18 protein-coding genes and 1 tRNA gene are annotated in these 19,321 nt (G+C 61.8%); 16 read left to right on the top strand and 3 right to left on the bottom strand.

Going from position 1 to position 19,321, the window contains the following annotated elements; all coding sequences use genetic code 11:
- Positions 1 to 196 precede the first annotated feature (196 nt).
- The 13 genes from AC1RZR_RS31970 (at position 197) to AC1RZR_RS31910 (ending at position 12,434) form a co-directional block, all read left to right on the top strand.
- Positions 197 to 907, top strand: a complete 711-nt coding sequence (locus tag AC1RZR_RS31970) for a GntR family transcriptional regulator (RefSeq protein WP_477272074.1) — start codon at positions 197 to 199, stop codon at positions 905 to 907.
- Positions 904 to 1,815 (top strand): dihydrodipicolinate synthase family protein, encoded by a 912-nt coding sequence (locus AC1RZR_RS31965; RefSeq protein WP_481827116.1) that lies wholly within the window; start codon positions 904 to 906, stop codon positions 1,813 to 1,815. The genes AC1RZR_RS31970 and AC1RZR_RS31965 overlap by 4 nt, the downstream gene beginning before the upstream one ends.
- Positions 1,808 to 3,325 carry an aldehyde dehydrogenase gene (locus AC1RZR_RS31960; protein WP_481827115.1) on the top strand — a complete coding sequence of 506 codons (1,518 nt, stop codon included), beginning with the start codon at positions 1,808 to 1,810 and terminating at the stop codon, positions 3,323 to 3,325. Before AC1RZR_RS31965 ends, AC1RZR_RS31960 begins: the two co-directional genes overlap by 8 nt.
- Positions 3,322 to 4,653, top strand: coding sequence for an NAD(P)/FAD-dependent oxidoreductase (locus AC1RZR_RS31955; protein ID WP_481827114.1), 1,332 nt, complete (start codon positions 3,322 to 3,324; stop codon positions 4,651 to 4,653). Before AC1RZR_RS31960 ends, AC1RZR_RS31955 begins: the two co-directional genes overlap by 4 nt.
- Positions 4,654 to 4,735: 82 nt before the next feature.
- On the top strand, positions 4,736 to 5,587 hold the full coding sequence (locus tag AC1RZR_RS31950) for a glycine betaine ABC transporter substrate-binding protein (RefSeq protein WP_477271278.1): 852 nt from the start codon (positions 4,736 to 4,738) through the stop codon (positions 5,585 to 5,587).
- Positions 5,588 to 5,677: 90 nt separating this feature from the next.
- A complete protein-coding gene (locus AC1RZR_RS31945; protein ID WP_481827113.1) occupies positions 5,678 to 6,757 on the top strand; it encodes a quaternary amine ABC transporter ATP-binding protein in 1,080 nt (359 codons plus the stop codon).
- A gap of 16 nt (positions 6,758 to 6,773) precedes the next feature.
- Positions 6,774 to 7,628: an ABC transporter permease gene (locus tag AC1RZR_RS31940; protein WP_481827112.1), complete on the top strand. Its 855-nt coding sequence runs from the start codon at positions 6,774 to 6,776 to the stop codon at positions 7,626 to 7,628.
- Complete coding sequence (locus AC1RZR_RS31935; RefSeq protein WP_481827111.1) at positions 7,618 to 8,478, top strand: ABC transporter permease; 861 nt, start codon at positions 7,618 to 7,620, stop codon at positions 8,476 to 8,478. Before AC1RZR_RS31940 ends, AC1RZR_RS31935 begins: the two co-directional genes overlap by 11 nt.
- A gap of 17 nt (positions 8,479 to 8,495) precedes the next feature.
- Positions 8,496 to 9,494 (top strand): 4-hydroxyproline epimerase, encoded by a 999-nt coding sequence (locus AC1RZR_RS31930; protein ID WP_481827110.1) that lies wholly within the window; start codon positions 8,496 to 8,498, stop codon positions 9,492 to 9,494.
- Between the two features lie 166 nt (positions 9,495 to 9,660).
- Positions 9,661 to 10,701 (top strand): proline racemase family protein, encoded by a 1,041-nt coding sequence (locus AC1RZR_RS31925; protein WP_481827109.1) that lies wholly within the window; start codon positions 9,661 to 9,663, stop codon positions 10,699 to 10,701.
- Positions 10,702 to 10,971, top strand: coding sequence for a hypothetical protein (locus tag AC1RZR_RS31920; RefSeq protein ID WP_481827108.1), 270 nt, complete (start codon positions 10,702 to 10,704; stop codon positions 10,969 to 10,971).
- Positions 10,972 to 11,041: 70 nt separating this feature from the next.
- Positions 11,042 to 12,031, top strand: coding sequence for a GlxA family transcriptional regulator (locus AC1RZR_RS31915; RefSeq protein ID WP_477271264.1), 990 nt, complete (start codon positions 11,042 to 11,044; stop codon positions 12,029 to 12,031).
- Between the two features lie 329 nt (positions 12,032 to 12,360).
- Positions 12,361 to 12,434, top strand: a tRNA-OTHER gene (locus AC1RZR_RS31910).
- Between the two features lie 323 nt (positions 12,435 to 12,757).
- On the opposite strand, the gene AC1RZR_RS31905 is transcribed toward AC1RZR_RS31910, so the two are convergent.
- The 3 genes from AC1RZR_RS31905 to AC1RZR_RS31895 all read right to left on the bottom strand — a co-directional run bounded on the left by AC1RZR_RS31905 (position 12,758) and on the right by AC1RZR_RS31895 (position 16,080).
- Complete coding sequence (locus tag AC1RZR_RS31905; RefSeq protein ID WP_477271262.1) at positions 12,758 to 13,948, bottom strand: ROK family transcriptional regulator; 1,191 nt, start codon at positions 13,946 to 13,948, stop codon at positions 12,758 to 12,760.
- A gap of 166 nt (positions 13,949 to 14,114) precedes the next feature.
- Positions 14,115 to 15,146 carry an SIS domain-containing protein gene (locus AC1RZR_RS31900; protein WP_477271260.1) on the bottom strand — a complete coding sequence of 344 codons (1,032 nt, stop codon included), beginning with the start codon at positions 15,144 to 15,146 and terminating at the stop codon, positions 14,115 to 14,117.
- A 13-nt stretch (positions 15,147 to 15,159) separates the two neighbouring features.
- Entirely contained in the window at positions 15,160 to 16,080 is a 921-nt protein-coding gene (locus tag AC1RZR_RS31895) for a BadF/BadG/BcrA/BcrD ATPase family protein (protein WP_477271258.1), read from the bottom strand.
- Positions 16,081 to 16,228: 148 nt separating this feature from the next.
- On the opposite strand from AC1RZR_RS31895, the gene AC1RZR_RS31890 reads away from it, so the two are divergent.
- The 3 genes from AC1RZR_RS31890 to AC1RZR_RS31880 are packed head-to-tail and all read left to right on the top strand — an operon-like array spanning position 16,229 to position 19,290.
- Entirely contained in the window at positions 16,229 to 17,479 is a 1,251-nt protein-coding gene (locus tag AC1RZR_RS31890; RefSeq protein ID WP_481827107.1) for a sugar ABC transporter substrate-binding protein, read from the top strand.
- A gap of 1 nt (position 17,480) precedes the next feature.
- Positions 17,481 to 18,416 carry a carbohydrate ABC transporter permease gene (locus AC1RZR_RS31885; RefSeq protein WP_477271254.1) on the top strand — a complete coding sequence of 312 codons (936 nt, stop codon included), beginning with the start codon at positions 17,481 to 17,483 and terminating at the stop codon, positions 18,414 to 18,416.
- A gap of 43 nt (positions 18,417 to 18,459) precedes the next feature.
- On the top strand, positions 18,460 to 19,290 hold the full coding sequence (locus tag AC1RZR_RS31880; RefSeq protein WP_481827106.1) for a carbohydrate ABC transporter permease: 831 nt from the start codon (positions 18,460 to 18,462) through the stop codon (positions 19,288 to 19,290).
- The last annotated feature ends 31 nt before the right edge of the window (positions 19,291 to 19,321 follow it).

The following is a 19,321-nucleotide window of genomic DNA, read 5'->3' as shown; positions in this document are numbered from 1 at the left end:
TGACTTGGGCAGCGGACTCGACCGCGAGTCGTCGCGGCCCCTCTAAATCGGCGGCCCCTCCAAATCGATTGTACTCTTTCTGTACATCAGTTGTGTACGTAGATTATACAATCAGTTGACTCGCACGTCGGTTTGTGCAAATTCCTTGCCGTCGACGCGGTCGAACCGTTGTCGCGAAACTCAGACGGAGGTCTCGATGAAGAGCGGGAAGAACGGTCTGTACGACGATCTGAAGCGGCAGATCCTGACGATGGAACTCGACCCCGATCAGGATCTCGATGAGGTGAGCCTCAGCGAGCGCTACGGCCTATCTCGAACGCCTGTGCGGGAGATTTTTCGCCGGCTCGAGGGGGAGGGCTATATCGATATCCGTGCCAATCGCGGCGCACGCGTTGTCCCCATGAACCATCAGACGCTCAGGCACTTCTTCCTGGTCGCGCCGATGATCTATGCCGCGATCGGCCGCCTGGCGGTCCAGAATTTCAAGCCGAAGCAACTTGCAGACCTCACGGACACGCAGGAGCGGTTCCGTACGGCAAGCGTCACCGGCGACGCATTCGCCATGGTTCTCGAGAACAATCGCTTCCATGAGATCATCGGCGAGATGTCGGGCAACGCCTACCTGCAGCCGAGCCTTGGCCGACTGCTGATCGACCACGCTCGCATCGGCCACACTTTCTTCCGGCCCCGTACTGATGACATGCACCGGCGTCTGCGGCTCGCTGCGGACCACCATGATGGCTTCATCGCCGCCATCGGCTCGCATGACGAGGACACGGTCGTCGACCTCGTATTTGAGCACTGGGAACTGTCGCGCGAGAACATGGAGATGTTTATCGCCCCGCAAGGATTGAAGGCGGACGCGCTGGTCGGAATGCCCGCCGCATCGACGGAGGAGCCGTCTTGAAGTTCGAAGGTATCTACACCCCCGCTATCACACCTCTCGACCCGAAGGGGCAGATAGACCGTGACGCCTTCGCGGCTGTTCTGGAGTCGCTCATCGAAGCCGGGGTGCACGGCATCATCGTTGGCGGATCGACGGGTGAATACTACGCCCAGAGTGCCGAGGAGCGATTTGATCTCGCCGCCTATGCCAAGGAGGTGATTGGTACCCGGATTCCGCTCATCATTGGAACGGGCGCCATCAGGACCGAAGACTCGGTCGAATACGCCAAGGCGGCAAAGGAAATCGGAGCCGACGCTATCCTTGTGTCGTCGCCGCCATACGCCTTGCCTACGGAACGTGAGAATGCGGTTCACGCGCTCACGGTCGACCGCGCCGCGAACCTTCCGATCATGCTCTACAACTACCCCGCCCGCATGGGGGTGACGATGAGGGAGGACTACTTCTCCCGCGTCGGCAAATCCAGGAACGTCGTCGCCATCAAGGAGAGCTCCGGCGAGATGGGCAACCTCCATTTGCTGGCGCGGAAATTCCCGCATATCGCGCTTTCTTGCGGCTGGGATGACCAGGCGCTCGAATTCTTTGCATGGGGCGCCAGGAGCTGGGTTTGCGCCGGCTCCAATTTTCTGCCGCGCGAACACGTCGCACTTTACGAGGCCTGCGTCCTCGAAAAGAACTTCGACAAGGGCCGCGCCATCATGACGGCGATGCTGCCGCTCATGGATTTCCTCGAATGCGGGAAGTTCGTGCAGTCGATCAAGCATGGCTGTGAGCTGATCGGCCTCAAGGCCGGCCCTGTGCGGGCGCCGCTGCGCCCTCTCAACTCGGAAGAAAAGCGGGGTCTCCAGACCGTCGTCGCCACCTTGAAGCGCACGGTCGCCCAGATCACGTCGGGAGCAAACCATGCATGAACCTTTGACCGCCGCAGAATACAAGGCGATTGCCGCAGGCCTTCAATTTCCGACCAATGCCTTCATCGACGGCGCGTTCCGTCCGGCGAATTCCGGCAAGACATTCAAGACGACCAATCCGGCGACGGGCGACACGCTTGCCGAGATCGCGGCATGCGATGCCACCGATGTCGATTTCGCCGTGGCCAAGGCCAGGCAAGCCTTCGACGACGGACGCTGGCATCTCCGCTCGCCCGGCGAGCGCAAGGCCGTGCTGATCAAGTTCGCCAAGCTCATGGAGGACAACCGCCACGAGCTTGCGGTCATGGAGAGCCTCGACAGCGGCAAGCCGGTCCGCGAATGCCAGACCGTCGATGTTCCGGATACGATCCACACCGTCCGCTGGCACGCCGAACTGATCGACAAGCTCTATGACAGCGTCGCTCCCGTGGGTTCGAACGCGCTGACGATGGTCGTGCGCGAACCGGTCGGCGTCGTCGGCTGCGTCCTGCCCTGGAACTTTCCGCTGCTGATGCTGGCCTGGAAAATCGGTCCAGCACTTGCCGCGGGATGCTCGGTGCTCGTGAAGCCCGCACAGGAGACGACGCTGACGACGCTTCGGGTCGCCGAACTGGCGCATGAGGCGGGTATCCCGGCGGGCGTCTTCAATGTTGTCACGGGCGGCGGCAAGGAGGTCGGCGAACCGATCGGCATGCATATGGACGTCGACATGGTCGCGTTCACCGGATCGACACCGACAGGTCGCCGCTTCCTGCACTACGCAGCGGACTCCAACCTCAAGCGCGTCGTCCTCGAATGCGGCGGCAAGAACCCGGCGGTGGTTCTCGACGATGCCGAAGATCTCGACCTCGTCGCCGAGCAGGTGGTCAACGGCGCGTTCTGGAACATGGGCGAGAACTGTTCGGCGACGTCGCGGCTCATCGTTCACGCCAGCATCAAGGACGAGTTGCTGCAGCGCATCGGCGCCTACATGCGCGATTGGAAGACGGGCGATCCGCTCGATCCGGAAAATCGCATCGGCGCACTCGTCAGCAAGAGCCATTTCGAGAAGGTAAAATCCTTCCTCGGTGACGTGAAGACCGAAAAGCTCGCCATCGCCCATGGCGGGGCCACGCACAAGGGCATCTATATCGAGCCGACCGTCGTCGACGGAGTTACGCCCGCAAGCCGCCTGTTTCGGGAGGAGATTTTCGGACCGATCCTTTCGGTCACGACGTTCAATTCGCTTGCCGAAGCCGTGGCGCTCGCCAATGACACGAACTATGGCCTGACCGCATCCGTCTACACCGGCAGCCTGCGCAGGGCGATCAAGCTTGCGCGCGAAATCCGAGCCGGCGTCGTAACCGTCAACTGCTTTGGCGAAGGCGACGCGACGACGCCGTTCGGCGGCTACAAGGAGTCCGGCTTCGGGGGCCGCGACAAGTCGGTTTTCGCGCATGACAACTACTGCGAATTGAAGACGGTCTGGATCGACGTCTCGGATCGTTCGGTCGACGAGACCGTCAGATGAACGAAATCGTCGTCAAGCGGCTTCCGGCGGAATCCGGAACCTCGGGCTGGGAGGCGCTCAGCGGACGCTGCTTCCCCGTCCGGACGCTCGACGGCAACGTGTCGGCCGACTGGCTGATCATCGGTGCGGGCTTCGCCGGCCTCTCCGCGGCGCGGCGGCTGTCTCAGTTGCGGCCCGGCGAGAGGATCGTCCTGCTGGAGGCGGGGGAGATCGCCAAGGGCACCGCGGGCCGGAACTCCGGCTACATGATCGATGTCCCGCACAATATCTCGTCGGGCGAGTATTCTGTCGCCGACGGGGCCGCGACAAAGACGGAGATCGCCCAGAACCGTTTTGCGATCTCCTTCGCCGCCGACGCTGCGGCCGAGTATGACATGTCGGTGCGGACCTTCGATCCGTCGGGCAAGATCAATGCTGCCGCGACAGAGCGCGGGATAAGACTCAACGCAAATTATGGCCGCTCGCTCGCTAGCATCGGCGAGGAGCACCGCTTTGTGGATGCGGCCGAGATGCGGGAGATCACCGGATCGTCCTACTATCTGGGAGGTCTCTACACGCCAGGCGCGGTGGTGATCCAGCCCGCCGACTATATTCGCGGCTTGGCAGCCGGGCTGGCATCGAAGGTCGACATATTCGAGCACTCGCCGGTGCTCAGACTTGAGCGTGTCGGCGGGGCGTGGAAGGCCATATCGCATCGAGGCAGCATCACCGCGCCGAAAGTCATCCTCGGCGTCAACGGCCACATCGAGGACTTCGGTCATTTCCGCGGCCGCTTGATGCACATCTTCACTTACGCATCGATGACCGCGCCCTTCACCGAAAGATCGACGGGCAAGGACAGGTGGGCGTTGCTTCCGGCCGATCCAATGGGCGCGACCGTCAGGAAGATTAGCTCCGATGGAAGCTCGCGGATCGTGATCCGGACCCGGTTCACCTACGACTGGGCCGTCCAGGTCGGTGAGAAGCGCCTGGCCGGGATCGCCGCCGAGCAGCGGACTTCGCTGGACGCCAGGTTTCCCGACCTCAGGGACGTGCCTTTCGAGCATGTCTGGGCCGGACGGCTTTGCCTCAGCCGCAACCATGTGCCCGCCTTCGGCGAGATCGAAGAAGGCCTCTATTCGGCGTGCTGCGAGAACGGCCTCGGGACCGTGAAAAGCACGCTCGCGGGCGTCATGGCCGCCGATCTGGCGACCGGCACCCGCTCGCACATGCTCGACGAATTCTCGGATCAGCCGGAGCCCAAGAGGCTCCCTCCGGAGCCGCTTGCATGGCTTGGCGTGAATACCGTGATCCGATTGCAGGAATTGCGTGCAGGCCGCGAGGGATGACCCTCGCCGCGCAATGTGAAGACCGAGCCGACCGCAAAAGTCTTCAAAGAGAATGGGAACAAAAGACAAAGGAGTGAGTAAAATGAAGACGTTGTGGAAAGCGCTCTGCGCTGCCGCGATGGTCGGTATGACCATGCTGTCCGCTCAGGCGGAAGAAAAGACCATTACCATGGGCACGATGTCCTGGGAGGACCTCACCCCCATCACGGGCATCACCAAGAAAGTGCTCGAAGACTCCGGCTACACCGTGAAGGTGGTGGACTTTTCCGAGTGGGGCATCGCCTACGCCGCACTTACCAAGGGCGACATCCAGCTCCTGGCCTCGCAGACGGACTACGTCGCCCAGGACTACTGGGACAAGAACAAGAAGAAGCTCGAGAAGATCTCCCCGGTTTCGCATGGCCTGTTCCAGGGCGTGGCGGTACCGAAATACGTGAGCATCGACTCCATGGACCAGCTCAACGACAACGCCGACAAGTTCGGCGGCAAGATCGTCGGCATCGAGCCCGGTTCGGGTCTGATGCGCGATACGGCAAACTCGGTGAAGGCATACGACCTGAAACTGCAACTCGTTGAGGGCAGCACCGCTGCCATGACCGCAGCGCTCAAGTCGGCCGTCGACCGCAAGGAATGGATCGCCGTCACCATCTGGGAGCCCTCCTGGATGATGCAGAAATATGACGTCAAGTTCCTCAAGGACCCGAAGGCCGTCTTCCCGCCGCCGCAGAGCTATTACTGGATCGGCAAGAAGGGCTTCTCCGCCGACAATCCACATGCACGCGAAGTGATCGCCAGCGTCTACGTGCCGCTTGCCGACATCACCGCGATCAACTCTGCCGTCAACGAGGGCAAGACCATGGACGAGGCCATCAAGGCCTGGACCGACAGCCATGCCGACCTCCTGAAGCGCTGGGAAAACATCAAGACCCAGTAGTCGTCGAAACGGCGGGCCGCCGACATCGGCGGCCCGTTCGGAGCAACGAAAACATGAAGGCCGCCGCCAAACCGGCCCGTGGGGAACGCGATGAACACTGCGATGAACGACTCCAGCGAAGTGCTGGTCGACTGCCAGTCGGTATGGAAGATATTCGGCGCCCGCGCCCAGGCGGCGGTCAAGGCCATCTCCGAACGTGGACTGTCCAAGAAACAGGTGCTGCAGGACTTCGACTGCGTGGTCGGCGTCTCCGACGCCAGCCTGCAGGTCCGCCGCGGCGAGATCTTCTGCATCATGGGGCTGTCGGGGAGCGGCAAGTCGACGTTGATCCGCCTCCTCAACCGCCTGATCGAACCAAGCCTCGGCAAGATCACGGTAAAAGGAAAGGAGATCGCGAAGCTCAATCCGGCGGAGCTGCGCGAAATGCGCTCCCGCAACATCGGCATGGTGTTTCAGAGCGTGGCGCTGCTCCCCAACCGGACGGTTCTCGAGAACGCCGGCTTCGGTCTCGAGGTACGCGGCGTCGCGACAGACGAGCGCAACAGGACCGCCCGCGCGGCCCTCGAAAAAGTTGGACTTGGCGACTGGACTTCGCGCTATCCGAAAGAACTGTCCGGCGGCATGCAGCAGCGTGTCGGTCTCGCCCGGGCGCTGGCGGCAGACCCGGAGATCATCCTCATGGACGAGCCGTTTAGCGCCCTCGATCCGCTCATCCGGCGCCAGTTGCAGGACGAATTCCGACAGCTGACGAAGTCGCTGGGCAAGTCCGCCGTTTTCATCACCCATGATCTTGAGGAAGCCATCCGCATCGGCGACCGCATCGCCATCATGAAGGACGGTGTCATTGTCCAGGTCGGAACGGCGGAGGAGATCGTAACCAGGCCCGCCGACGACTACGTCTCAGATTTCGTGGCGGGCATCTCCAGGATCCACCTGGTCAAGGCACACTCCGTCATGCGTCCGGTTGCCGAATTCAAGGCGGCAGAGCCGAATTGCGACGTGAACGCGCTTCTTCGCACCTCGCCGGAGGCCGATATCGCCGCGCTCATCGATCTCACCATGCAGTCCGATCGCGACGCGATATCGGTCGTCGAGAACGGAGCCGTCATCGGTGTCGTGACCATTCGTGGCTTGCTCCGGGGCGTCGCCGGCACGCCAACCGCCGCCTAGGCTCGGGAGAAGCGAAATGGACATCTCGACCATCACGGATACTTTTGACAGCTGGACGGACAATGCACTTGGCTGGATCAGCGACAACGGCGAGTGGCTGTTTGACTCTGTCAGGGCCGTGCTCGAAGGCACCTATGACGGCGTCCTCTGGCTTCTTCAGCTCGCACCGTTTTACGTCATCGCGATCATTGCCGCCCTGCTTGGATGGCGCTTGATCAACGCCTTCGCGGGCATCCTGGCGGGGCTTGCCATGATCTTCTGCGCCGTCATGGGGCTTTGGAGCGAAACCATGAGCACATTGGCCCTGGTGATCACTGCCACGATCCTCGCTCTTCTTTTCGGCATCCCCATTGGAATAGTGGCTGGCTTCGTCAGGGCGTTTGACCGCTTTCTCGAGCCGATACTCGACCTGATCCAAACCATGCCGCCCTACATCTATCTTCTTCCGGCAATCGCGCTGCTCGGCTACGGGGCTGCGACAGCACTCGTTGCAACCTTCATCGTCGCGATGCCTCCCGCCATCCGGCTCACCTCTCTTGGCATCCGGATGACGCCGCACGAATTCATAGAGCTTGGCCAGGCAAGCGGCCTGACACCCTGGCAGATGTTTACCAAGATCAGGCTCCCTTTCGCCATCCCAAGCATCATGGTCGGGATCAACCAATGCCTGATGATGGCATTCGGCATGGTCGTTATTGCAGGTATCGTCGGGTCTGGCGGCCTGGGAGAGACGATCTATTCGGCGGTGCGCACGCTCGACATCGCCACGTCGATCAACGCCGCTATTGCGATCGTCATCCTGACCATGGTGCTCGACAGGCTCACGCAGAGCGTGGCGCGGCGCGCCAAGGAGACGCATGATGAATCCTGATCTGCTCCAGTTTTCGCCGGGCGCTTACCTCGCCCCTGCCGTTGATTGGCTGAACAAGAACTTCCATCCGTTCTTCGACGCCGTGACCAAGCTGATCGAGGCGGTGCTGGGCGCCATCGAAACCGCCCTGCTTTACCCGCCGCCCTACGCGACCATCGTCTTGGCTATCCTTCTCGCTACGTTCTTCGTCAGCGTCAGAGTCTCGGTGGTGACGGCCATCGCGCTCACGTTCTGCCTGCTGGCGGGTTTCTGGACCGCGTCGATGCAGACGCTGGCGCTGGTGACGGTGGCGGTGATCATTTCCGTGGCGGTCGCCTTCCCACTTGGCGTTCTGGCATCACGCTACCGCAAGTTCGAGGCCGCGATCCGACCCGTTCTGGACATCATGCAGACGGTGCCGCCATGGGTCTATCTCATTCCCGCCGTGATGATCTTCAGCCTCGGCCGCGTTCCGGCGATCATCGCGACGATCGTCTACGGCATACCGCCGATGCTGCGCCTGACAACGCTCGCCTTCAACCAGGTGCCGAAAGACCTACTGGAGCTCGGGCAGGCCACCGGCGCCTCGCCGCGGTCGATCCTTTTCAAGATCGAGATCCCTTCAGCCACCCCGACGCTCCTGGTCGGTCTCAACCAGTGCATTCTCTTGTCGTTGGCCATGGTCGTCCTGGCCGGCCTCGTCGGAGCCGGAGGTCTTGGAGCCGAGGTGACGCGTGGATTGACGCGGATGGAGATGGGCCTGGGCCTCAGAGCCGGCCTATCGATCGTCGCCGTCGCCATCCTTCTCGACCGGGTTTCCAGAGGCGTTCTGCAGCGCAGCCAGAGGCCTGGCGCAGCGAAGGCCGCCTGAACCGAAAAGGAATTCCCATGCGCCGCAGTTTCTTCTGCATCGATTCTCACACCTGCGGCAATCCAGTCCGTCTGGTCGCGGGAGGCGGTCCCTTGCTGCCCCATATCCCGATCGCCGAACGACGCGAGCTGTTCGTCCGCGATCATGACTGGATCCGACAGGCATTGATGTTCGAGCCGCGCGGGCACGACATCATGTCAGGCGCGATCATCTATCCTGCCTACCGTGAGGACTGTGACTTCGCCGTGATCTTCATCGAAGTCAGCGGCTGCCTGCCAATGTGCGGCGCCGGCACGATTGGCCTCGTGACGGCAGCAATCGAGGAGGGCCTGGTAACGCCCCGGATTCCCGGCAAGCTGTCGATCGAGACTTCGGCCGGCAGGGTTGATATCGAATACGAGAAGCCCGGCGAGTTCGTGGACTCCGTGCGGATGTTCAACGTTGCCAGCTATCTGCATGCCGCCGACGTCGCCGTCGACGTGCCTGGTCTCGGTCGGCTCGTCGTCGACATCGCCTATGGCGGCAACTACTACGCCGTCGTCGAGCCGCAGGAGTCATGGGAAGGCCTGGACGGCATGTCGGCGAGCGCCATCGTCGACCTCAGCCGTAGTCTTCGCGAAGCGCTCAAACCTGTCTGCGATCCAGTTCATCCCGAAGATGACAGGATACGCGGCGTGGACCACGCCATCTGGTGCGACACGCCCTCAAGCAGCAAGGCCGACGGCCGCGGCGCGGTGTTTTACGGCGACAAGGCGATCGACCGTTCGCCGGGCGGCACCGGGACTTCGGCGCGCCTGGCGCAACTCTACGGGAAGGGACGACTGAAGGTCGGCGACACGTTCCGCCAGGAAAGCCTGATTGGCACCGTCTTCGAGGGCCGCATCGAGGCAGAGGCCGAGATAGGCCCCTTCAAGGGCATCAAGCCCAGTGTCGGCGGCTGGGCGCGGGTCATCGGCCACAACACGATATTCGTCGACGATCGCGACCCGTTGGCCCACGGCTTCCAGATCAAGTAGGCGGAACCAGATGCATGGATAGCGTCGCGCGCGTGGCTGAACACGATCGTGTTGGACAACGATGATCCTTTCCCAGAAGGTTTCACCGTGGGAGACATCTGGGCCTGAACTTCGGGACTCGCTGCTCGTTTCGCCGTGAAGGCATTGCAAACGACAAGGAAAAACAATGCGTACGAAAGCCTCTATTCGTGTCGTCGGCTGTCATGCCGAAGGCGAGATCGGCGACGTCATCGTCGGCGGCGTGCTGCCGCCTGCCGGCCGCACGATGATGGAAAAGATGATCACCATGGAACGTGATCACGATCATATAAGGCGGATGCTGATCTGCGAGCCGCGCGGCAGCGTTGCCCGGCACGTCAATCTCCTGGTTCCACCGACCCGCGAGGATTGCGTCGCAGGGGCCATCATCATGGAGCCGACGGAATATCCTCCGATGTCCGGTTCCAACACGATCTGTGTCGCCACGGTGCTGCTCGAGACCGGCATGGTGCCGATGCAGGAGCCTGAGACACGCTTCAATCTCGACATGCCGGGTGGCGTCATCGAAGTGCGCGCCGAATGCCGCGACGGCAAATGCCTGTCGATCACCTTCCGCAACGCGCCTGCCTTTGTCGATCGCCTCGATGCCAACATCGAGGTCGAAGGGCTGGGAACGCTCACGGTCGACGTCGCCTATGGCGGCATGTTCTATGCGATCGTCGATGCCAAGGCGCTCGGCTTCTCGGTCGCCCCCGACGAGGCTCGTGAACTGGCGGTGGCGGGCGAGAAGGTCCGGCGGGCGGCGCGCGAACAGCTCGATGTCGTCCACCCGGAATTCGACCATGTGCGCGGCGTGTCGATCGTGCAGTTCGCCATGCCGTTCCAGGGTCCCGGCAACGTCACCCGCAACACCTGCATCGTCTCGCCGGGCCGCTCGGACCGCAGCCCGACCGGAACCGGCACATCGGCCCGCATGGCCGTCCTGCAGGCTCGCGGCTTGATGAATGTTGGCGACGTGTTGATCCATGAATCGATCATCGGCTCGCGCTTCACCGGCAGGATCGTTGAACTCACGCAGATCGGGGGCCGCAAGGCAATCGTTCCGGAGATCACCGGCCGGGCCTGGATCACGGGCGAGCACAGCTACTATCTCGATCCAACCGATCCGTATCCCCAAGGCTATGTGCTGTCGGATACATGGGGCACCTCCACCTCGGTGAAGCAGTAGGTGGGTCGACGGCAGGGCTGTGAGACGACGGCAAAGGGTAAGGTGTTTGTAGATTGCCGGCAGACGACGATTGCTTGCATCGGCGAGTTGATGCAGCCGATCGCTACGGGCGCGATCAAACGTGTTGATGTGCGCGGAGATCTTTATGACCTTGTCCCTTCGGCGGCATTGGTGCGACAAACGGCATCAGAGATCACGGTCTTTAAAAATGGGGGTGGTGCGCATCTTGATCCCATGATTGCGTCTGACGTCGCCAATGCCGTCGAATAAGGCGTACTCGGGAGACCTATCGCGCTTTGCGCCCAGCGCTGCCGGCAAATAGCCAGAGGTTCGAGCCGACATGAAATCAGTCAATGACGTTCCGGAGATCGACCGGTTGAAGATCGGCTTTGTTCTCGCTCGCTCCTTCACCCTCTCCGCATTCGCCCTGTTCGTCGACACGCTTAGATTGGCAAGCGACGAGACCGACAAATCCGGCAGGGTTTTCGCCGATTGGCAACTCCTGGCGAGCAATCGAAACCTGATCACCTCCAGTTGCGGAGTCCAGGTCGCGCCGACATCGGATTTCGTGGATCCGGGTGAGTTCAACTATATCGTCGTCGTGGGCGGGCTGCTGAACAGCGAGTTCCCGGTCGACAGCGAGACAGTCAGCTACCTCAAGAGAGCAGCCGCTGCGAAAGTTCCGTTGATCGGAGTCTGCACCGGAACGTTCATCCTGGCCGAGGCCGGCCTGATGAAGTACCATCAGACTTGCGTCAGCTGGCTGCACTTTCAGGCTTTCCGCGAGCGCTTCCCCGACCACGCGGTCAGGGCGGACCGTCTGTTCAATCTTGATCGCACAAGGGGATCATGTGCCGGCGGCAGCAGCGCTGCGGATATGGCGGCGTCAATCGTCAGACGCCATATCAGCAGGGAGGCGGAGACAAACGCACTCGAAGTGCTGCAGATCGAGAAGGCGCGCTCGGCGTCCGACATCCAGCCGCGCAGACCGCTTTCCATCGAGAGCCACGATCCCAGGCTGAAGGCGGCGCTGATCATCATGGAGAACCATGTCGAGAACAGAATCTCCATTCCGAAATTGGCGGCCTTGGTCGGACTGTCCCGAAGGCAACTCGAGCGCCTCTTCATGGAGAAGACAAACAGTTCTCCAGCGGTTGTTTACACAAGGGTGCGTCTGGAGCGGGCGAAGCACCTCCTGATGCAGACCAGGGCTCCGATGATCGAGATCGCCATCGAAGTCGGGTTTGAAAACGCCTCGCATTTCTCGAGGCTCTTCCGTCAGGCCTATGGCCAACCGCCCAGCAAGTTCAGATCGGCAGTTTCAAACTGACTTGCTGGTAGTATGCAGATTTGAGGCTTAGGTTCAGAATCAGCCAACTCTACCATCGGCTTCTTCAATAAATGCATTGACTGACAGGGCAGGGTGCCAAATCGCCCCCGTTCGGCAATGGTTCTCTTGGAATATTCGCCCGTTTTAGGGGGTTGGGCGAAAGGACATAGTTGAATATTGGATGGGTCCCGACTCTGAGAAGGCATCGCCGTCCTTCCTGATACTTATGGGCAGTCCGCCGCACCTTGCTCTACGTCCAATGCATGTGGCAGTTACCCCAATCTCTAAATTGTTCGACCGACCCTGGTTCAATTAGCGTGCGGAGATTAGCGCTCGTAGCTCAATCTAGGACAGAGCGGGACCTCTCGGGTAGATGCAGGTTCGAGCCCTGCCGAGTGCACCAAAGTCCCAAGCCCCCACCGCGAGGCAGCGGGCCAATGTGTCGCCAAAATAGTGAGACCCTGGTCGTCCTTTACGAGCCGCAATTCATCGTCGCGGATGCAATCCGGCAAGGCTTGCTGGAAGAGATAAAGCTCGATCAACCGGCCGCGGACCTCGGCGGCATACATCTGATCTACCCGCCCGACCGCTCCCCTCCCGAAGGTCCGGGCCATGATCGATTTCCTGATTCGCGGCATTCACTCCGCGACCGCCGTGGGGCCTTGATTGACGCCGCCGCAGATTGCGCAATCGTCCTTCATGCGGTGTCGACGGTCTGTCCGAAGCCTATGCGGCTGGCAGCGGCGGTAAGACCACGGCCGGATGGCGATCCTCGCGCAAGAGAAGCCCAAGGCTGTAATCCAGCGCGAGCTTGGTGGCGCCAAGCGCCGTTCCGCTATCCTCGAGCGAGCTGACCGCGATCCTCGTGGGCCAGGCAAGTTCGCTGGCGACGCGCTCGACCTCGGCCGTCATCAACGCATTTCGTCCGACGCCGCCGCCAAGCACGATCAATCCCGGATCGAGCACACCTATGCACCCGGCGGCCAGCCGGCCGATGTCGGCGGCGTGGCGCGCCACCGACAGGAGGGCAGGCGGCGATCCGGCTATTGCTCGCTCAAACAACTCCTTGGCTGAGTCGGGCGGCTCGCCCTGATCGGCCGGCCAGTCTTGCCGGCAACGGGAAACGAGCGCTTTCGAGCCAAGATAATGCTCCAGCCCTTCGCGGGAAGGCGTCTCGCTCGCAGACCAGGGAAAAGGCATGCGGCCGACTTCCCCTGCGGCACCACCAGCTCCGCGGAACAGGCGGCCTTCGGTGATGAACCCAAGACCGACCCGCACGCCGACTTGCAGAAAGGCAAATGTCTGATGGCCTTGGGCGGCGCCAAAATGCATTTCGCCGATGGCTGCGCAGTTGACATTGTTTTCGAGGATGATCGGCACCTTGAAATGGCGCCGAAGCTCTCGAAGAACAGCATCGGGACCGTTCACGTGGTCCATGCCAAGACGGCTGGGGGATACGATGCGCGGCACGGCAACGGCGATGCTGCGCAGCACGCGGAAGCTCTTTCCAACCTTTGCAAGGATCGACCTCGTCACCGACAGGATCACGGCGCCGACAACGTCCGGATATGTCGTTCCCGCCTCCGGGATCGTCTCTTCCAGCGCGGCCAGCGGTTGGGCATCCATCGAATAGGCAACGGCACGCACCTGTGCTGCGCCCACGTCTATGCCGATCACGCATCCGGCGCCTGGGCCGATGCCGTAGATAGTGGCCGTACGCCCGATGGCGCCGCGCTCGATCCCGCGCGAGGCAACGAGCCCCAGGGCGCTGAGTTCCGACACGGCTGCCGACATGGTCGGCTTCGACAGGTCGAGCATGGCGCCAAGCTTGGGGCGCGTGACCGGTCCATGTGAAGCGAGCACGCGCAGGACGGCGCGGGCACTTTCAGTCAGACTGGGAATTTCTGGTGAAGCCATAAGCGGTGTTCAACCCACCCTGAAAACGCCGGTGCGTCTAGTCGCAATTCGACGTTGAAATCACGAATCAACAAAGCCGAGTTCATTGTGCGGTGTTTTGACAATTTCTGCGAACGTGTCCGGCCAAGCGTCGACCGCGCCGGATGCCAGCCATCCTTGTGAGACTCTAGAGCTCGGTCGGCGACCACGGCTTCAGCTTGGTGTCGGCCTGGCGGTAGCGGAATGTTATGTCGGTCAGGCCGGCTTCGTCCTGCATCACGCCAACGATCGCCTGCAGGGCGATGATCTCCAGAATGCCGTCTGCCATGGCATTGCCAAGCGTCGGAATGGAGATGACAACGAGCTTGTCCAGCGGCGCGATGTCCGTTCGGTGCGTGATAAGAACAGAAGGACAGCCGAAGGCGGCGACATCGCGAGCGATCTGCACTTCGCGACCATCGCCGAAAACAATGAGGCCAGTGGTCGGATCCTGGGATTCCATCGGACCGTGCAGGTAGTTCAGCGTATCCCAACCGGATGCGGGAATCCGAACCGCCTCGCGGATCAATATGGCCGCCTCGCCGGCATTCGCAAAGCCGATGCCTGCTCCGACGATATCGATCGAGGTTCGGCCTGAGAGCAAGCCTGCAGCCTGTCCGGCAGGAGTGTCTATACCATCCAGCACGGTGGCGGCCATTGGCGGCAGCCGCTTCCAGGCGAAGGGCGGCTTGCTGCCGGCAATCCTGTCGATCAGCATGCCCAGTGCCAGCAATGTGCCGGTGTAGCCTGTCGAACTGGCGCCGTTGTCGGCACCCGATGCCGTGGCGATTGCCGCGCCGGTTATGGCGGTCAACGGATTGTCGCTGCCGCGACAGATGGCGAGACGAGGATAGGCTCTGGCCTCCTCCATGACATCGGCGATCTCACGGCTTTGCCCCGATGCCGAGAGTGCGATGAAAGCCTCGGCAGCGGCACCGGTCCTGCCGTAAAGTTCCGTCGGCGAATAGGCGGAGGCCTTGGTGCCAGAAGCACGCAGATAGGTCGCGCCCGCCAACGCCGCCTGATAACTGGCGCCGATGCCGGCAAAGCCAATCGTCTTGCCGCTGAAATCGGCAAGGGCCAGGGCCTCGAGTGCGCCGGCAACCGCCCGCACACCTGCTTCAAGACTCTCGGCCTGTCGCGCGACAGCTGCCCGGTAGCCGATACGCTTCATCATCATTCATACTCCACGGTTATGCGTCGCTCTGCGAGGCCCGGCCGCTAGCCGCGACGAGGCGTCTGGCGATCGCCACGGCGCCGATCACCGGCGGCTCGCGCAACAGCACCACCTGACTGCTGGGCGAAATCGATGCCATCGCCTCGACAAAGGCCTCCATCAGCATGGGCTGCTCGGCGATGACGCCACCTCCGGCGACGACCAGCGCCGCGTTCGCGCCGCGTTCAATCAGCACTTCGACGAGTGCGGCAAGCCCCGCTCCACCTTCCCTGATGACACGGGTCGCCAGCGGCGAGCCCGCGACCGCCGCGTCGAAGACGGCATTGGCATAGCGGCCCCATACTGCGGCGCCCCGCGTCTCGTTGAGCAGAATGCCAAGCTTGGTCTGGTCGTCCGTGTCGAGTTCGCGCATCAGCGCGCCAATCAGCGGGTCGCCATCCTGGCCGCGATCGAGCACGCCGCGTATCGCCTTGGCTGCCTCGCGCACCAGCGCCGCCGCACTGCCTTCATCACCGAGGATCCATCCCCAACCCCCTGCAGCCAGCATCTTGCCCTCGGCTGTCCGCGCCACTGCGATCGATCCCGTCCCCGCAACAACTCCGACGCCGTCCACAAAGCCGGCGGCAGGAACCATCAGTTCCGCGTCGTTTACCACTTGTACCTTGCCGCTCGTCTGCTGCGACAACAGCGCCTGAAAACGCCGGCATTGTTCATCCGTGTCGCAGCCATGGGCGCCGACGGCCATGGCGTCGGGGGCCGAGCCGCCGCACAGATCGATGACAATACCGGCAAGCTTCACCGCATCGGCCTCCATCTGGCGAACCCGCCAGCCATCGGTGATGATCGTCTCGTCAACCACCGTCAGGCTGCCGCGGCTTGCCATGATGCGCGTCTTGGTGCCGCCGATATCCACGCCGGCCAACAGTTTCTGATTCACGGACACTCATCCTGCAGGCTGGCGAGGCAGGTCGCCTTCGCGCAAATCGCATTAGTTAGGAAACTTTACAAACTATCTTCCCAGACGGCAAGAACTATGATTTGATAATCGTCGTGAAAAGCGCATCAAGCGCATGGGAGATTGCAACATGAGCAGGAGAAGGATTGGTCTCGCCCTGGCGGCGGCGTCTTTCGCATGGGGACTCGCGGCAGGCGTGGCGCATGCCACCGACATCTCGTTCTGGACCTGGCGCCAGGAAGACAAGGCAGCCTACAATGAACTTTTCGCCGATTTCACCAAAGCCAACCCGGACATCCATGTGAAGTTCGAGTCGTTCCCGGACGAGAATTATCCGACCATCGTCTCGACGGCTCTGGCCGCCGGCAAGGGCGGCGACGTCATCCACACCCACGCCTATGGCTGGCTTGAGCAGTTCGTGAAAGCCGGCTATTTCGAGCCGCAGGACATGACCACCGTGCCCTCGCTCGCCAACCAGCCCGCCGATGCGCTGGTGGCCGGCACCTACCGCGCCGACAAGAAGGTCTATTCTCTGCCCTTCGCCTCACAGACACTTGGCCTGTTCATCAACAAGGATGTCTTCGCCAAGGCCGGGCTGAACCCGCCGACCACCTGGGACGAGTTCATCGCGGTCAGCAAGGCGCTGAAGGAAAAGGGCATTTATCCCTTGGCCAACGGCATGGGCACCAGTTGGTTCAACGAGATGTTCGTGGCCATCTTCACCAACCCCTTCCTCGGCCCGGACTTTGTCAGCGACCTGACCAGCGGCAAGACCACCTTCAAGGACCCGCGTTATGTCGCGGCACTCGGCAAGCTGCTCGAACTGCGCGACTACATGCCTGACGGCTTCGAAGGCATCGACTACGAAACCGCCGACCAGCTGTTCATCAGCGGCAAGGCAGCGATGCTGGCGGGCGGCAGCTTCGACATCGCCACCTACAGGACGCAGAATCCGGCCATCAACATGGACTTCGTCGCCCCGCCCATGGCCAAGGCCGGCGACACGCCTCAGGTGACCAAGTTCTTCGACGGCGGCTATGCGGTCAACGCCAAGTCGCCCAACAAGGAGGCGGCGTTCAAGCTGGTCAACTGGATGGGCACCAAGGAGTTTGGCGACAAGTTTTCGGCCCTGCTCGGTAACATTTCGCCGATCAAGGGCGTCGTCATCAAGGACGAGCTTCTGTCGCATGTCGCCAAGTTGAACGAGACCGCAATGCCGCATATCAATGTCGTCTACTTCCGTTTCGAGAAGCCGACGGGATCGGAGTTGCTGCAAGGCGACATCACCAAGATGATGTCGGGTTCGATCACCCCGGACCAACTGGCCGCCGACCTGACCGACGGCCTCGCCAAGTGGTACAAGCCTTTCCAGGGCAAGTGAGATGACCAACGGCCGGCGTCACACCGCAAAAGCCTTTCCGTGGCGCCGGTCGCTCTGGATCGCATCTCTGCTGACACCGGCTCTGGTGGTCATGGTGCTTTTCGTGCTCTGGCCGTTGCTCTCGGCCTTCCGCTTCGCCTTCTATGAGTTCAACGGCCTGAGGCCCTCAGGCTTCATCGGGTTCGCGAACTTCCGCGAGGTGCTGTTCGAAACACCTTACAGCGACTGGACCTACAATGCGCTGAAGCACAATGTCATCGCCTTCGTGGCGCTGATGGTGTTCGAGAATGGCACCGCCTTCCTGCTCGCCTACGCACTGTTGAAGGCCTTGCCCGGGCATCGTGTCCACCAGGTCATCGTCTTCCTGCCGGTGGTGCTGTCGGCGGTCATCGTCGGCTTCCTGTGGAAGCTGTTCCTGCATCCGCTGTTCGGCCTGGTCAACCAGATCCTGGGACTGGTCGGCTTCAGCGCCATTCCCTGGCTCGGCAATGAGCACACAGCGCTCGGCAGTATCCTGTTCGCCAATATCTGGCACTGGCTGGGTTTCCCCACTTTGGTGCTTCTGGCAGGCATGCAGCGGGTCAGCAAGGAAGTGCTGGAGGCTGCCCGCCTCGACGGCGCCGGCGATTATGTGCTGATGCGCAAGATCGTCTGGCCGCTGATCGCGCCGAGCGTCACCATCGTCACCATCCTGACCTTCATAGGCAGCTTCAACTGGTTCGAGATTCCCTATGTCATGACCGGACTGACCGGCTCGCCGGGCGGCTCGACCGACGTGCTTGGCCTCTATTTCTACCGCACCGCCTTCGGCAGCACCACCACCGGCATCCAGGATTTCGGCCAGGGCAGCGCGCTGGCGGTGCTGATGTTCCTGTTGGTCGCCGGGGTCACAGCGCTGGCGTTGCGCTATCTGCGCCGCCGCGAGATCGAGCTATGAGCGCCGCCGTGACCACAACCCACGCTTCCGCCGAGGCTGGATCATGACGGCCAAGGGCGACCTGCTCAAGAACGGCGTCATCCAGCTGTTGCTGGCGATCAATGCCGTCATCATGATCTATCCGCTGTTCGTCATGTTGATGTCTTCGTTCAAGACCAATGCCGAGATCTTTTCCTCGCCGCTGGCGCTGCCGACGCATTTCTCGACCGCCAACATGGACAAGGTGTGGACGCAGACCAATTTCGTGCGCTACCTCGCCAATTCGGTCGGCATCACCACGGCATCGGTTGCGCTGATCCTCCTGTTCAGCACGCTTGCCGCCTATGCCATAGCCCGCTACCAGTTCCGCTTTAGTGCGCTGGTGCTGATGTTCTTCCTCAGCGGCATGACCGTGCCGTTGAAGCTGGCGATCATTCCGCTATTCATCCAGCTGGATTCGCTGGGCCTGGTCGACAGCTATCTCGGCCTCGTCCTCGTTTATGTCGCCATGGGCATTCCGTCTGCCGTCTTCATCATGACCGGTTTCCTGCGCACCTTGCCGCGCGAGCTGGAAGAATCCGCACGCATGGACGGCGCCAGTGAATTTCGCATCATGCGCTCGATCATGTTGCCGCTGGCGCGGCCGGCGTTGGTCATCGTGGCAATCCAGAACGCCGTGCCGATCTGGAACGACTTCTTCTTCCCGCTGGTGCTGATCACTTCCGACAATCTGAAGACCCTGCCGCAGGGCCTGACCGTGTTCGTCGGCGAGTTCACCACCGACTGGGGCGTGCTGTTCACCGGACTGACGCTGGCTGCACTGCCGATCACACTGGTCTATATCGTGCTGTCGAAGCAGTTCATTTCCGGCATCACGCAAGGCGCGGTCAAATAGGCATGACCTTAAAAGCGGCAGCCGGTCGTTG

The sequence above is a fragment of the Mesorhizobium bavaricum genome (assembly GCF_056781655.1).
Note: the sequence above shows the minus strand (reverse complement) of the source record. Positions and strands in the feature narration are given on the sequence as shown.